The sequence below is a fragment of the Aestuariivirga sp. genome, from assembly GCF_965227715.1.
In the GTDB taxonomy this organism is placed as follows: Bacteria; Pseudomonadota; Alphaproteobacteria; order Rhizobiales; family Aestuariivirgaceae; genus Aestuariivirga.
The window spans coordinates 3,768,787-3,782,199 of record NZ_OZ245771.1; the positions used below are offsets into that span (position 1 = coordinate 3,768,787).

A 13,413-nucleotide genomic window follows, 5' to 3' on the forward strand; every position below is an offset into this window, starting at 1 on the left:
GGGTGATGGTACAGCGCCACTTGCGCGATATGGCAGCCGAAGCGGGGGCAGGCTTCGGCACCAGCGGTGTCAGGGGATTGGTCACGTCTCTCACACCTGATCTGTGCGCGGCCTATACATGGGCTTTCCTGGCCATCCTCGAAACGCCTGCACGATTTTTGCTGATCGGCCATGACTTGCGGCCGAGCAGCCCTGCCATTGCAGCCGCCTGCCATGCGGCTGCGCGCGCGGCAGGGGTGATGAGCGTCAATGCCGGTGTGCTTCCCACGCCGGCGCTTGCCTTCGCCGCCCAGCGCGAAGGCGTGCCTGCCATCATGGTCACCGGCAGCCACATTCCGTTTGACCGCAACGGCCTCAAATTCTACCGGGCCGAGGGCGAGATCACCAAGGCGGACGAGCAGCGCATTCTTTCCTTCGCGCTGCCGCTAGCCGATGCTGCGGTGACGCTCGAAGCGGGCTTGCCGCCGGAAGATCCTGCACCGCGGGACGCCTATGCCGCGCGCTACCGTTTGGTGTTCGGGGCGGGGGCCCTGAGCGGCCTGCGCATCGGCGTTTACGAGCATTCCTCGGTGGCGCGGGATCTGCTGCATGATGTGTTGAGGAGCCTCGGCGCCGAGACCATTGGCCTTGGCCGCAGCGATCAGTTCGTGGCCATCGACACCGAAGCCGTGCGGGCCGAAGACCGCGCGATTGCCCCGGTCTGGGCGCGCGATGATCAGCTCGATGCCATTGTGACAACCGATGGCGATGCCGACCGGCCGCTCATCGCCGATGAAAGGGGTGAGTGGCTGCGCGGCGATGTGCTTGGTCTTCTTGCGGCGCGCGCGCTTGGTGCGGGCAGTGTGGTGACGCCGCTCAGCAGTTCAACGGCCATCGAGGCCTCAGGTGCGTTTCGCGAGGTGCGGCGCACGCGCATCGGTTCTCCGCATGTGATCGCCGGGATGGAGCAGGCGGCGTACCATCCGGTGGTTGGGTTCGAGGCCAATGGCGGGTTTCTTCTGGGAAGCGATGTGAGCCTCAATGGCAGGACTCTGGCGTCGTTGATGACGCGCGATGCGGTTCTGCCCATGCTGCTGGTTCTTGCCGATGCAAAGCGATCCAACAGACCATTGTCGGCTCTGCTCGCGGATCTTCCCCAGCGCCACACCGCCAGCGGCCGCCTGCAGGAGATTGATCCTGCCGCCTGCCGCACGCTGCTCACCTCCGGCCTCGATGACCCTGAAGCCATTGCTGCCTTGCTGGGGGATGGCACAGCAGCGCTCGAAAGCGTTGATCGTCTTGATGGCGTGCGCGCGTCTTTCGCCAATGGCGACATCGTCCATGTGCGCGCCTCTGGCAATGCGCCGGAGCTCCGCTGCTACGCGGAATCCCACGGCATGGAGCAAGCGGAGCGGCTGTGGCGGGCCTGTCTCGCCCGCCTGCAACCCCTCGTCAGCGGCACACCTGGCTCCTAGGCAGGGATGCCGGGCTGAAGCTGTAGCCCGTTGCGGTGATTTTGGTGACGGTGAGGATGAAGCAGCTCCTCACCTTGCTGCTGGGCGATGTGAAGGTGATCTTGCCATTGCTGGCTGTCTTTCCGTTCACGGATTGATTGGCCGCGCCGCTCCAGACGGCGTTCACCGTGGCGCCTGCCAGCACCTGGCCTGCCTGGTTCACCACGGTGAGGGTGCTCGATGCGCTGGCAAGCCCTGAGGATGCGGACTTGATCGACATCTGAAAGGCCTGGATTGCGGAGGTTTTCGGCACCACCGGCGGGCTCACCGTGATGGTCTGCGTGGTGCTGGTGCGGAGTCCCTTGTTATCCACCACAGTGAGACGGACGGTATAGCTGCCGGCCGTTGTATAAGTGCGCTGGGTGTTGGTGAGCGTGCCGGTTGTGTCTCCCGTGCCGTTGCCGAACTCCCAGAGATAGGACTGGATCGCCTCGTCATCGGTGGAGCGGCGGCCGTCAAGGGTTACGGCCAAAGGTGCAACGCCGCTTGCCGGGGTGGCGGTCAGAACGGCCACCGGTGCGGCATTGCCCGGCACGGCGTGGCTGGCGGTGAGCTTGTAGAGGCCGACGCTTCCATAGTTTGAATAACCTGTGCCGGCGGCTTCGCCCTGGCCCGTGCCCTTGACCTCGATGTAATAAGTCCCCTGGGCCGCGATGGTGTAGGTGAGCGCCGCGTTGAGCGCGTTTGCGGGATTGCTGGCGGCCAGCACCGCTCCGGCGCTGTTCATCAGCGTGAACACGAGATCGCTGTTCGCCGCGCGTGCAGCAGGGGCCGCCGTGGCGCTGAAGCTTCCAGCGCCCGCGAAGACCGCGAAGACATCCCGGTCTGCAGCCGTTTCGAGGACGCCGTTCATGCTGCCAGTGGCCGCGGCGCCAGACGGTGTGGCAGCGAAGGCTGTGGCAGCCGCAGTGGTGCTGCCATAATCATCGCTGCGGAGCGGTAGGCCAAAGCTCTGCGCGACGGCAAAATCATCCTGCTTGTTGTTGGCGCCCGCATACTCGCCCTTGCTGAACTGCACGAGCGGCTTGTAATAGCCAACCCCCATGATGGGCGCCCAGCCGGTGGCGGCATCATTGCCCTGGCCGGTGTAATAGCTGACGGATGCCGTGCCATCATGGCTCAGGCCCATATTGTGGCCGGTCTCATGGGAAATCGCCTCCGCCACAAATTTCTCGTCGCCATTCCCCAGCGCATCAAAGAACACCAGGGCGGGCTTATAGAATTCAGACGTGCCGTTGAAGACACCGACATAGGCAACACCGCCGCAGCTGCAGGAGTAGAGGCCTGCCTTCCGCGTGATCACCACCGTCGTGCCATAGACGCTGTCACTCGTGCTGGCGCGGGCGAGGCGCTCAGGGGGCGGCGGCTCCGTGGTCACATCCACATCGAAGGGCGCATAATCCTCGGAGACGCGCTGCCATATATATTGAATGCGCTGCAGTTCGGCAGTGGAGAAAGCGGAGGCATTCCCATCAATGTCGAAAGGGACAGCGTTCAGGGTGTTTCCGGCCTCATTCCAGGCGGTGCCCGTGATGGTTGTGCCGCGGAAGTTGAGGTAGATGGTTTTCGCGGAGCCAGCTTTGCTGTGCAGCAAAAAGGTCTGGTCGAGGGGCGAAAGCTCGCCGTCCTGCGCGCCGCGCTGAATGGATGGGGGCGTGGAGCCATAGAGTGGCATGACGAGTTCATCCACCACGAAGAGGCGGCCCCGCCTGTCAACACGCAGCCTGCGGTCCGTCAGCAGTTCGCGCTTCAGCTCTCCGGCACTCTTGCCATACCAGGCCGCAACCGCATCGAGATTGGGACCGAGCTTCTCCACCGCCGCGCTGCCTGCGGCACTCCGGGCGGCGAGATCGACCTGCGGGAAGGATGGCCGCAGCCGCTCGGCCCGGCCAGCGGGGTTCTCGGCACTGGAGAGGCTCGAAAACGAGATCAGGACGGCGGGCACCATCAAGAGCCGCGCGGCACGCTTCAGCAGAATTGACATGATGTGACAGCCTTCCCCGTTGCGAGAAGCCGGTTCGGGCTGCGCGCTGGTTGTAACTTAGCTTGAGCAATGATTTTGCTTATGCCACGGCGGGGGGAAGGTTCATAGAAAAGCCCATGCGAATGCCTGCCGACCGGTAAACCGGAGCAGCACATTTGTAAATCAGGACTGATAGTAAGTAGAGGTGATTACACCAGGTCTACACCGGGAGAAGCCCGAAGCGCGAAGCGCCCTTCCGGCGTCAGTGGCGGCGGCGGGCGGCGGCGCGCGGCGCGGCGTTCAGAAGATCATGCAAGGTGGAGATGACTTTCGTCACGTCCCTGCTGGCGATCGAATAATAGATGCTGCGGCCGTCGCGGCGTGCGTTGACCAGGCCATCGAGCCTGAGGCGTGCGAGCTGCTGCGAGACAGCAGCCTGCGGCATGTCCATCACGTCTTCGATTTCGGATACGGATTTCTCGCCGTCGTTCAGCAGGCAGAGGATGAGAAGGCGCCCTTCATGTGACAGGGCCTTGAGCATGTCTGTTGCTCTGCGGGCCTTGATCATCAGTTCCTTGCGTTCCTTGCCGGTCGCGCTCGAGAAGTCGAGAATGCTCATGATGCCTTTGGTGCTTTTATGTGAGGATCGATATCTGTTGATAGCTGCATGCCACACCAGATCCGCCATTGCAACCTGCGGATGCTACGAATTGTATCCGCTTTTAGACGTAGTGCACAGAATTTAATCGATCTCGGCGCGAGGATTTTTTCCCCGCGCCGGACTTGCGTCAATCAAAGGGGCTGTTACAGCGGTGCTGCCGGCCGTCATAGCCCGTATAGGTGTTGGTTCTCGGTTTATAGGACCGGTAGCGGTTGAGGCACCATTGCACGTGGTCCGACGCGCCATTCTCATAGCCGCTGTCATATCCCCCGCCATAATAGCCGGGCTGCCACCACGGCCAGGCGTACCAGAAGCCGCCGTAGTTATAATTATAGCCGGGGTAACGGTAGTGGTACCTTGGCCCATGATAATAATGGTTGTAGCCGCCATGCCAGTAGGGCTTGCCGTGCCCGTGCCAATTATGGCCGGGGCCATGCCAGTTATTGCCAGGGCCATGCCAGCCGGGGCCGCCTGGTCCGCCGGGGCCATGCCATCCGGGGCGGCCAGGACCACCGGGGCCATGCCCTCCGGGGCCACCCGGTCCGTGCCAGCCGGGGCCACCAGGACCACCAGGACCACCATGTGGCATGCCACCGCCATGTCCCCCCATGGGGGGAATGTAGATGTAACCGTGCCCGGCCTCTGCCGGCCCAGAGGGCAGGAGCATCGCGGCGGCCAGCATCGCTGCCGCCACCAGACCGGAACCTAATCTTCGCATTACCAATCTCCTTGAGGTGCCCCCACGGCCCCCTTGCAGATATCAACGAGTTTCCATGATCAGCACTGCCCAGCAATCAGGCATTGATCTGCCTCAATCATCGGCTGCGATTGGGGCACAAATCAGCCGAGGTGCGGGCGGTTGTGGACAGCTGTCCTGTCCGGCGCTCATATGCGGCCATGCGGATCGATCATATCGTCTTTTACTCTTCCGACCTCGCCCAGGCACGGAGCGACTTTTCCCGCTCCATGGATCAGGAGCCGCTCTATGGCGGAGAGCACCCGGGCGAAGGGACGGCCAATGCCTTGCTGGGGCTGGGGCCTGCCACCTACCTCGAAATTCTCGGCCGCGATGTGGCGCAGCCGGAACATGCGCTGGACGAGGATGTGCGGGCGCTTGGCGGCTCCGGGATTTATCACTGGGCCGCTGGCGGCGTTGACCTTGAAGCCCTGGCCGCGCGCGCCGCGAAGGCTGGCCTCGAAGGCGGTGCACGCGTGCCGGGCGGGCGCGTGAAGCCCGATGGCACACGGCTTGACTGGGTGTGCTGGGGATTGCGCAATCACCGGTTCGGCTCCCTCATCCCCTTCTTCATCGATTGGCGCGGTGCCGAGCACCCGGCGCAATCCGTACCGCGCGGGGCAAGCCTCGCCTCTTTCGAAGTCCATTCGCCTGAAGCAGATGTATTGCGCGGCATCTTTCAAACACTTGGCCTTGATGTGCCGGTGATAGAAAGCGACACGCCCCAGGTGGTGGCGCAGCTTGAGAGTGCCAAGGGCGTGACAACGCTCACCTCCTTCTCGCCGCTGCCAAAGGGGTATGTGATTTGAAGGGGGAAACATGAGGCTCGAGAACAAGCGCGTCATCATCACTGGCGGCTCAACAGGAATAGGAGCCGCGGTCGCAAGCCGTTTTCTGGAAGAGGGCGCCAGGGTTGCCGTATGGTGCCGGAACCCCGACAATGCGAAGGCGGTGGAAACGGAGCTGCCGGCGCTGGCGCATGTCGCCGCCGTCGACGTGGCGGACCCCGATGGCGTGGACCTTGCCTTCGCGCAATCCCTGGAGAGGCTCGGGGGGCTTGACGTGCTGATCTGCAATGCAGGGATTTCGCTCCGCCGCAGCTTCGTCGATATCCCGCGGGAGGAATTCGACCGGGTGATGCGCGTCAATGTGCATGGCGTGTTCTATGTGAGCCAACTCGCTGCGCGCCACATGCTGGCACAGGAGCAGGGGGGCGCCATTCTCATGACGGCCTCCACATCGGGCGTCATGGCCTATCGCCACTATGCGGATTACAACGCCTCGAAGGGGGCATTGCTCTCCCTGATGCGAACGATGGCGGTTGAGCTCGCACCCCGTGTGCGGGTCAATGCGGTGAACCCCGGCTACACCATGACACCGATGCAGGAAGCTGAATATTCGCCTGAGATGCTGGCCCGGGTGAACGGCATCATTCCCATGAAACGCCACGCAAGGCCGGAAGAGCTGGCCTCGCTCTATGTCTATCTCGCCTCGGATGAGGCAGCCTATGCATCGGGCGCCGTCTTCACGCTCGATGGTGCAGAAAGCGTGGCGACAGGCGCGGCCTATTTGTAGGCGCGGTCTCTAGACAATCCGCAGCTGCCTGCCGCCGAGGGAGGTGAATGAGCGGGCGCGGCAGGTGAGGACGATGACCTGCTGGTTCTTTCCCGCCCGGTTCAGGGCATCGAACATCTGCTCGATGCGCGCATCATCGGAAAAGACCAGCGCATCATCGAGGATCACGGGAACGGCAGCGCCCTTCTCGGCAATCATCGCACCCATGGCGAGGCGCACCAGCACGGCGAGCTGCTCCTGCGTGCCGAGCGAGAGGCGGCCGAAGAGCTCGCCCTCGGGGGCAGCCCGGCTCAAGCCCGAGATCGCGAAATTTTCGCCCAGCGCAATGCTGGCCTCTGGGAACACGTCATGGAGGAAGGGCGTGAGGTGGCGCTGCAGCGGGGCATTCAGCTGCTCGCGCCGTTCGGCATAGCAGCTCTCCACCGTATCGCGCAGCAGCTTCAGAACTTCGGCACGTTCGGCAAGCCGCGCCTCTTCCGCCTGCAGCATCTCATGCTGGATCTTCAGCGTGGCGGCGCGTTCGCCCAGTCCCTCGCCACCGGCGTTCTCAACCTCGCCCTCGATCCGCGCAATGGCTTCGCGCAGGCGGGAGGCCACTTCGCCCTGCGTGCCGATCGCCTGGGTCAGCCGTTCGATGCGGGAGGCGAGGCGCTCTGCTTCACCTGGCGGCGGCGCATGGGCCTGGCGTTCGCTGAGGGCTGCAGCCTTGATGCGGTGCGTGTCCCGGCGGGCCTGCAGCTCCGCTGCGCAGCCGGCAATGGCGTTCTCGCGCGTCGCATCCGGCAGCAGGCTCAGATCCTGTTCAAGCTGGCGGCGCAGCGCCTCGATCTGCCCGTTCATTTCGCCGCGCGCGGCGGCCAGCTTCTGCAGCGCGTCCGTGCTGGCCTTGATGCGGGACTCGCAGGCTGCACGCTGCGCCCGAAACCCGTTGCGGCGTTCGGCAGCATTGCGTTTCAGCGCGTCAGACTCCTCCGGCGAGGGGAGTGCCGCACCCTCGCCCAGCACGCGCTGCGTTTCGGACTCGATGCCGCTGACGGCGGTACGAAGGCGCTCGATCTCGCTGTTCAGATCTTCCTTGATGGCGAGCGCGCTGCGTTCGGCGCGGATGTCCCGCGCGATCTCTTCCAGCTCGATCCGCACGCCCCGGCGCTGGCGGAGCTCTGCAGCCGTTGCCACCCCATGCCGCATGAGCAGCGCATTCAGTTTCTCGCGCTCGGCCTCCAGCGCCCTGGCGGCGGATGAGCCAAGTGCGCTGGCTGGCGGTGAGATGGTGAGCGTCACTTCCTCGCCGATTTCAAGGATCATCGGTTCCGTGACGGCCCGCGCGATGCTTCCGGATATCGCCCCGCCATTCATGCGGACTGCGGCGCCTGGCTTCATTTCGATGGCGATCTGCGCCGCACCGGCCTCAAGCGCGCCGCGGTGCTTTGCGTCCTCGCGCTCAATCGCCTCGAGCAACTTGATGGCCGCGTCATCGACGGTTGCGGATGTGAGTGCCGCCTCATTCTCCGCAGCCCGCTTGCGGAAAGCCTCGAGCAGCCTGAGGCGCGCATCCAGTTCGCCGCGCCGGGACAGCCGCGTGGCAAGCGCTTCCAGCCGCTGCGCCCCTGCCAACTCCAACTCGAGCTGCTCCAGTGCGGCGTCAAGCCCGGTCTTGTGGGCCGTTTGCTCCTGCAGCGCTTTGGCGGCCGCGGTGTTCTCGTCATTGAGGGGCGCCATCGCGGCCGTGAATTCCTCGAGGCGAAGGCGCTGCGCATCAATCGTTGCGGCACGGGCTTTCAGGGTGTCGAGCTTGCCCTGCTGATCTTCCGCCCGCTCATGAGCGTGGCGTTCCTCCGCAGTGAGACGCCTGATATCCTCACCCGCCTTCTCGGCCTCCGCGAGCCTGGCGCGGGCATCATTCAATTGTTCATTGAGGGCGTGAAGCGCTGCAGGGTCACTTGCTGTCCTGAATTCCGCGCGCAGGGTGGAGAGCTCTTCAAGTTTGACGTTCAGCTGTGCCAAGCGGTCTTCGGTCTCAAGGCGATCCTGGGCAAGCTTGCGGGCCTCCTTCGCGACAGTATCGACCGGGCCGCCGGCCTTCGGGCCCCTGTCCGTATAGTAACGTCCGAGTTCCTCCTTCACGGCATTGAGAAGGTGCCGCGCGCGCTCGCCGCCCACCAGCGTGCCGACTTCCTGCTGCACCACTGCATTGAGCACGCCCTTCGCCGCTTCGGAGGGACTCGGCTGCTCGAACGAGCGGCCCTGGGCCACCCACAACATGCCATAGGCCGCTTCATCAAGGGCACGGGCCGAGCGCTGCTCGATGCCGAGAAGTTCCCACACCTCCTGATCGGCCTGGGCGTTGCGCGCCCTTTCCACACCGTCCACCAGCAGGCTTGCCGACTTGCTTCTAAGAAAGGATTTGCGGATCTCATAGTGCGTGCCGCCCTTCTCGAAACCCACCGTGATGGTGACGGGAAGTGACAGGCCTTCCGTTGCCAGTGCTTCGATGTCTTCCTTGGTGGAAGAGTGCCGCTCGAACAGGCAGGTGCGGATGGCGCGGAACAGCGTGGATTTTCCGGCCTCGTTCCGGGCGGTGAGAATATTTACACCTGGCCCGAAGCCTTCGACCCGGGTGAGCTTGCCGAAGCGGCCGCAGCCTTCGACGCTGACATGGGTGAGCTTCATGCCGCCTGGCCCTTGGCTTGATCCTTCGTCATCACGAAGAGCTGGACGAGCGCTTCTTCGGCGCGGCGGCGCTCGATGGCACTGGCGCCCGCGTCTTCTGCCTTCGCCTTGAGCCGTTCCGCCGCCTCGCGCAGCACGCCGCCAAAGTCGATCTTCTCGAGGTCTTCCGGCGTCGGCCGCACATGAAGGTCAGCAAGATCGGCCTCCAGCCAGAACATCGCGGCCTCGATGCCGGCGAGCCTTTGCGTGAGTGCGGCGCGGGCCGACAGATCGAGCGTGCCCCTGATATCGATCCTCATCAGCAGGCTGGAGAGATCCGGCTGATTGCGCAGGCGGTCTTCAAGCCCGTCGATGTCGGCAGTGGCTGAAAGCTCTTCCGTCTGCGCGATCCAGCGATAGGTGCCGCTGCGGCGCCGGCTGACCTTGGGGGGAGCACCCGGGCCAGCGATCTCGACGAGGAGAACTTCGCCAAGTTCCTGACTGTTGAATCGATCTGCCTCGGGCGTTCCGGCATACCAGGTGTTGGCGTTCACTTCCTTCGTGCGGTGCCAGTCACCCAGCGCCAGATAGTCGAGGCGGGCGCGGCGGGCGCGGTCCGGTGCGATCGGGTTCTTGGCTTCGCCTTCCGTTCCGAAGCCGGTGATGGAGCCGTGGGCGAGGCCGATGCGGATAGCGCCTGCGGCGCTCTCCGCGTGATCCATCCATTCGGTGAGATCATTCACTTCGCTCCGCCGCCGCAAGGCTGCGGGGAACAGAACGGCCTCTTCGCCCAAGGCCTTTGGTTCCGGCGACAGGTGAAGCGCGACATTGGCCGGAAGGCCTTGGGCGGCCACGCGGTCCCACAGGCCGTTGCTGCGGTGATAGTCATGATTGCCGGAGATGACGTGCCATGTGACGTCTGCAAATGCCCTCATGCGCTCCATGGGTTCGAGCAGGGTTTTCTGCGCGGGCGCATCATTGTCATAGAGATCGCCCGCCACCAGCACATGCGCTGCTCCCTCGGCGCGGGCGAGGCGGCCGATCGTCTCGATGGCGGTGAGTCTCGCCTGGCGGAGGACGCTTTCCTTTTCGCCGAAGGCCCGGAAGGGCTTGCCGATCTGCCAATCGGCGGTGTGGATGAATTTCATGGGTGGCAGAATGGAAGCCCGGAGGGGCAGGCGTCAACCGGTGCTGCAACGCTTTGCAAATTCTGCTGGCAAAGAGAGCCGGTTGCTCCCATATGTCTGCCCGTGAACTTTGGAGGGCAAGATGTCTCTGCTGCTGAACATTCTCTGGATCCTGCTGGGCGGCGCCTGGATGGCATTCGGCTGGCTTATTGCGGCAGCCATCATGGCGGTGACCATCGTCGGCATCCCCTGGGCCAGGGCTGCGATCAACATCGCGCTCTATACGCTGATGCCCTTCGGCTACACCGCCGTGCCGCGTGACCGGCTGACCGGCCAGGAAGATCTGGGCACCGGGCCCCTGGGCGCCGTCGGCAATATTCTGTGGCTGGTGTTTGCCGGCTGGTGGCTGGCGCTGATGCATGTGGCCTGGGCCATCTGTCTGGCGATCACCATCATCGGCATTCCCTTCGCCTGGGCGCATCTGAAGCTCGCGGGGCTTGCGCTGTGGCCCATCGGCAAGACGATCGTGCCGAAGGACCAGGCGATGCCGCTGCCGCGCGTCTGAGCCCTCAGCTCACGCGGCCTGCCCTGAATGCATCGACCGTGCGCATGACGCCGCGCAGTTCTGCAAGTCCCTTGAGACGCCCGATGCAGGAATAGCCGGGGTTCACCTTCTTGCCGGTGTCATCGACAATGAGGTGGCCATGATCCGGCCGCATCGGGATCTCGCGGGACTGGGCCATCTCCATCTCGCGCAGGGCGGCGACGACGCCGATCATGTCCGTGTCGCCGTCCAGATGTTCGGCTTCGTAGAAGGAGCCATCGACCTCCCGCGTGGTGTTGCGGAGATGGGCGAAGTGAATGTGGGGGGCGAAGGCCCTTGCCATCTTCACCAGATCATTCCCGGGGTTCGCGCCATAGGAGCCGGTGCAGAGGGTGACGCCATTGGCCGGGCTCGGCACGGCGTCGAACAGTTTCTGCGTATCTGATTGGGTCGAGTTTACGCGCGGCAGGCCGAAGAGCGGGAAGGGCGGATCATCCGGGTGGATCGCCAGCTTGAGGCCAAGCTCCTCAGCGGTTTCCGCAATCTCGCGGACGAAGAGGAAGAGGTGCTCGCGCAGGCCCTCGACCGTGATGTCACGATATTCATCGAGCTGGTGCAGGAAGCTCTGCCGGTCATAAACGGTTTCGCGCGCCGGGACCCAATCGATCAGGTTGCGCTCAAGCTGGGCGGCCTTGCTCTCGGGCCAGGAGGCCATGCGCTGTCTGGCGGCCTCGATGCGTTCCGGCGGGTGATCGGCTTCTGCATCGCAGCGCTTCAGGATCAGCACGTCATAGGCGCAGAAGTCGATCATGTCGAAGCGGAGTGCGGTGCCGCCATTGGCCAGCGGCCAGTCAAGGTCTGTCCGCGTCCAATCGGTGATGGCCATGAAATTATAGCAGCAGACCTTGATGCCGGCTCTGGCGACGGCGCGGAGCGAGGCCTTGTGATTGTCAATCTTCGCGCGGAAGTCTCCGCTGCGGGTCTTGATCGCTTCCGGCACGGCAATGCTCTCGACCACGTCCCAGCTCAGGCCTGCGGACTCGATTTCGGACTTGCGCTTCAGCACCTCGTCATCGGTCCAGGCCTGGCCGCGGTTCATATGGTGGAGGGCGGAGACGATGCCGATTGCGCCAGCCTGCCTGACGTGGGCGAGAGTGACGGGATCATCAGGGCCGAACCAGCGCCAGGTTTGCTTCATCAGGGCTTGCTCCGGAAGGTTTCGTATGTGGCTTTGCTGCCGCGGGTGATGAGGCTGTGGAGGGCCTGGGTGACCGCCGCCGTGAAAACGCCGTTCGTGCCTAAGTCCTGCCCGAAAATCCTCTCAACCGAGAGGAGGGCGGGCGCCAGGCGGGCAGCATCAAGTCCTGCGGAATTGCTCAGTGTACGGAGCTCATCCTTCAGCGGGTCGCGCACGTCGATGGGCTGGCCCTTCTCGTCCACCCCTGTGACGTATCGCATCCAGGCGGCAACGCCCAGGGCCAGTGCCGGGATCGGCGCTCCCGCCTTCAACCGGTCACGTATGGTGCCGAGCAGGCGCTGGGGGAGTTTCTGCGAGCCGTCCATGGCGATTTGCCAGGTGCGGTGGCGCAGGCCCGGATTGCGGAAGCGGCGGAGGAGTGCCGCCTTATAGGCGGAAACATCCGTACCCGGAGGAACCGTGAGGGTCTCCGTCACCTCTTCATTCATCAGACGGCTGACGAATTGCGCCAGCGCCTCATCCTGCATGCAATCGGCGATCGTCTCATGGCCCGCCAGATAACCGAGATAAGCCATGGAGGAATGCGCGCCATTGAGAAGGCGCAGCTTCATTGTTTCGAAGGGGGCGATGTCGTTGACGAAGGTTGCCGCCCAATCGGGGCGGCCTTGCGGGAAATTATCCTCGATCACCCAATCGGTGAAGGCCTCGGTGACGATGGGCCATTGATCCTCAAGGCCTGTTGCGGCGGCGATGCGGGCGCGGTCCTGGTCCGTGGTGGCGGGCACGATGCGGTCCACCATGGTGGCCGGGAAGGCGGCGTAGTCCGCGATGTAGCGCCCGAGTTCTTCATTCTGGAGATGTGCAAGGCGGGTGACGACGCGGGCCACCGTGCGGCCATTGGCGGGGAGATTATCGCAGCACAGAATGGTGAAGGGCTCGAGGCCGCGGGCGTGCCGCTGCCGCAGGGCGGCGACGAGGAAGCCTGGTGCCGAGCGCGGGGCTTCGGGGTGGGCCAGATCATGCTGGATGTCCGGGTGTGCCTCATTCAGCGTGCCGGTTGCCGGGTCATGACAATAGCCCTTCTCGGTGACGGTGAGGGAGACGATCTTCACCGATGGCTGGCACATGGCCTCCACAAGGGCCGCGGGGTTTTCCGGCGCGACGAGGAGGCCGCGCAGGGCGCCGATCACCTTGTAACGCTCTCCTGCCTCATCGCTGATCGCCAGCGTATAGAGATTGTCCTGAGGCTTAAGCGCGTCCCGCGTATCGGGGGAGCGGAGGCTGGCGCCGAGAATGCCCCAGCGGAGATCACCCGTCTGCAGCACAGCGTCCGTGTAATCGGCCTGGTGGGCACGGTGGAAGGCGCCCACGCCCAGATGCACGATGCCGGTCTCCGCTTGCGCGGGATCATAGGACAAGCGGGGAAAAGTGGAGCGTGAAAGCCTCGTCATGGGGGCAGAGTGCTAT

At 64.1% G+C, this 13,413-nt stretch carries 11 protein-coding genes; 4 read left to right on the forward strand and 7 right to left on the reverse strand.

The window, feature by feature from the left end; translation table 11 throughout:
• Positions 1 to 5: 5 nt before the first annotated feature.
• Positions 6 to 1,454, forward strand: coding sequence for a phosphomannomutase (locus ACO06F_RS17800; RefSeq protein ID WP_421694068.1), 1,449 nt, complete (start codon positions 6 to 8; stop codon positions 1,452 to 1,454).
• Here the strand turns inward: ACO06F_RS17800 and ACO06F_RS17805 are convergent.
• The 3 genes from ACO06F_RS17805 to ACO06F_RS17815 all read right to left on the reverse strand — a co-directional run bounded on the left by ACO06F_RS17805 (position 1,432) and on the right by ACO06F_RS17815 (position 4,835).
• Positions 1,432 to 3,477, reverse strand: a complete 2,046-nt coding sequence (locus ACO06F_RS17805; RefSeq protein ID WP_421694069.1) for a PKD domain-containing protein — start codon at positions 3,475 to 3,477, stop codon at positions 1,432 to 1,434. The genes ACO06F_RS17800 and ACO06F_RS17805 overlap by 23 nt on opposite strands.
• Positions 3,478 to 3,718: 241 nt before the next feature.
• Positions 3,719 to 4,075, reverse strand: a complete 357-nt coding sequence (locus ACO06F_RS17810) for an ArsR/SmtB family transcription factor (RefSeq protein WP_421694070.1) — start codon at positions 4,073 to 4,075, stop codon at positions 3,719 to 3,721.
• Positions 4,076 to 4,244: 169 nt separating this feature from the next.
• Entirely contained in the window at positions 4,245 to 4,835 is a 591-nt protein-coding gene (locus ACO06F_RS17815) for a BA14K family protein (RefSeq protein ID WP_421694071.1), read from the reverse strand.
• A gap of 179 nt (positions 4,836 to 5,014) precedes the next feature.
• On the opposite strand from ACO06F_RS17815, the gene ACO06F_RS17820 reads away from it, so the two are divergent.
• Entirely contained in the window at positions 5,015 to 5,662 is a 648-nt protein-coding gene (locus tag ACO06F_RS17820) for a VOC family protein (RefSeq protein ID WP_421694072.1), read from the forward strand.
• A gap of 10 nt (positions 5,663 to 5,672) precedes the next feature.
• Entirely contained in the window at positions 5,673 to 6,428 is a 756-nt protein-coding gene (locus ACO06F_RS17825) for an SDR family NAD(P)-dependent oxidoreductase (protein ID WP_421694073.1), read from the forward strand.
• Positions 6,429 to 6,437: 9 nt separating this feature from the next.
• On the opposite strand, the gene ACO06F_RS17830 is transcribed toward ACO06F_RS17825, so the two are convergent.
• Complete coding sequence (locus tag ACO06F_RS17830; protein ID WP_421694074.1) at positions 6,438 to 9,098, reverse strand: AAA family ATPase; 2,661 nt, start codon at positions 9,096 to 9,098, stop codon at positions 6,438 to 6,440.
• Positions 9,095 to 10,225: a metallophosphoesterase family protein gene (locus tag ACO06F_RS17835; protein ID WP_421694075.1), complete on the reverse strand. Its 1,131-nt coding sequence runs from the start codon at positions 10,223 to 10,225 to the stop codon at positions 9,095 to 9,097. Before ACO06F_RS17835 ends, ACO06F_RS17830 begins: the two co-directional genes overlap by 4 nt.
• A 121-nt stretch (positions 10,226 to 10,346) precedes the next feature.
• Between ACO06F_RS17835 and ACO06F_RS17840 the strand changes: the two genes are divergently transcribed.
• Positions 10,347 to 10,769 carry a YccF domain-containing protein gene (locus ACO06F_RS17840; protein WP_421694076.1) on the forward strand — a complete coding sequence of 141 codons (423 nt, stop codon included), beginning with the start codon at positions 10,347 to 10,349 and terminating at the stop codon, positions 10,767 to 10,769.
• 4 nt (positions 10,770 to 10,773) lie between these two features.
• Here ACO06F_RS17840 and uxuA read toward each other — a convergent pair whose 3' ends face one another.
• Both uxuA and ACO06F_RS17850 read right to left on the reverse strand, forming a co-directional pair.
• Positions 10,774 to 11,946 carry a mannonate dehydratase gene (gene uxuA / locus ACO06F_RS17845; RefSeq protein WP_421694077.1) on the reverse strand — a complete coding sequence of 391 codons (1,173 nt, stop codon included), beginning with the start codon at positions 11,944 to 11,946 and terminating at the stop codon, positions 10,774 to 10,776.
• Positions 11,946 to 13,397 carry a mannitol dehydrogenase family protein gene (locus ACO06F_RS17850; RefSeq protein WP_421694078.1) on the reverse strand — a complete coding sequence of 484 codons (1,452 nt, stop codon included), beginning with the start codon at positions 13,395 to 13,397 and terminating at the stop codon, positions 11,946 to 11,948. The genes uxuA and ACO06F_RS17850 overlap by 1 nt, the downstream gene beginning before the upstream one ends.
• Positions 13,398 to 13,413 lie beyond the last annotated feature (16 nt).

What these genes read in the sequence shown, in the direction of transcription:
- ACO06F_RS17800 (WP_421694068.1), top strand. Translation starts at nt 6, where the DNA reads ATGGTACAGCGCCACTTGCGCGATATGGCAGCCGAAGCGGGGGCAGGC.
- ACO06F_RS17805 (WP_421694069.1), bottom strand. Translation starts at nt 3,477, where the DNA reads ATGTCAATTCTGCTGAAGCGTGCCGCGCGGCTCTTGATGGTGCCCGCC.
- ACO06F_RS17810 (WP_421694070.1), bottom strand. Translation starts at nt 4,075, where the DNA reads ATGAGCATTCTCGACTTCTCGAGCGCGACCGGCAAGGAACGCAAGGAA.
- ACO06F_RS17815 (WP_421694071.1), bottom strand. Translation starts at nt 4,835, where the DNA reads ATGCGAAGATTAGGTTCCGGTCTGGTGGCGGCAGCGATGCTGGCCGCC.
- ACO06F_RS17820 (WP_421694072.1), top strand. Translation starts at nt 5,015, where the DNA reads ATGCGGATCGATCATATCGTCTTTTACTCTTCCGACCTCGCCCAGGCA.
- ACO06F_RS17825 (WP_421694073.1), top strand. Translation starts at nt 5,673, where the DNA reads ATGAGGCTCGAGAACAAGCGCGTCATCATCACTGGCGGCTCAACAGGA.
- ACO06F_RS17830 (WP_421694074.1), bottom strand. Translation starts at nt 9,098, where the DNA reads ATGAAGCTCACCCATGTCAGCGTCGAAGGCTGCGGCCGCTTCGGCAAG.
- ACO06F_RS17835 (WP_421694075.1), bottom strand. Translation starts at nt 10,225, where the DNA reads ATGAAATTCATCCACACCGCCGATTGGCAGATCGGCAAGCCCTTCCGG.
- ACO06F_RS17840 (WP_421694076.1), top strand. Translation starts at nt 10,347, where the DNA reads ATGTCTCTGCTGCTGAACATTCTCTGGATCCTGCTGGGCGGCGCCTGG.
- uxuA (WP_421694077.1), bottom strand. Translation starts at nt 11,946, where the DNA reads ATGAAGCAAACCTGGCGCTGGTTCGGCCCTGATGATCCCGTCACTCTC.
- ACO06F_RS17850 (WP_421694078.1), bottom strand. Translation starts at nt 13,397, where the DNA reads ATGACGAGGCTTTCACGCTCCACTTTTCCCCGCTTGTCCTATGATCCC.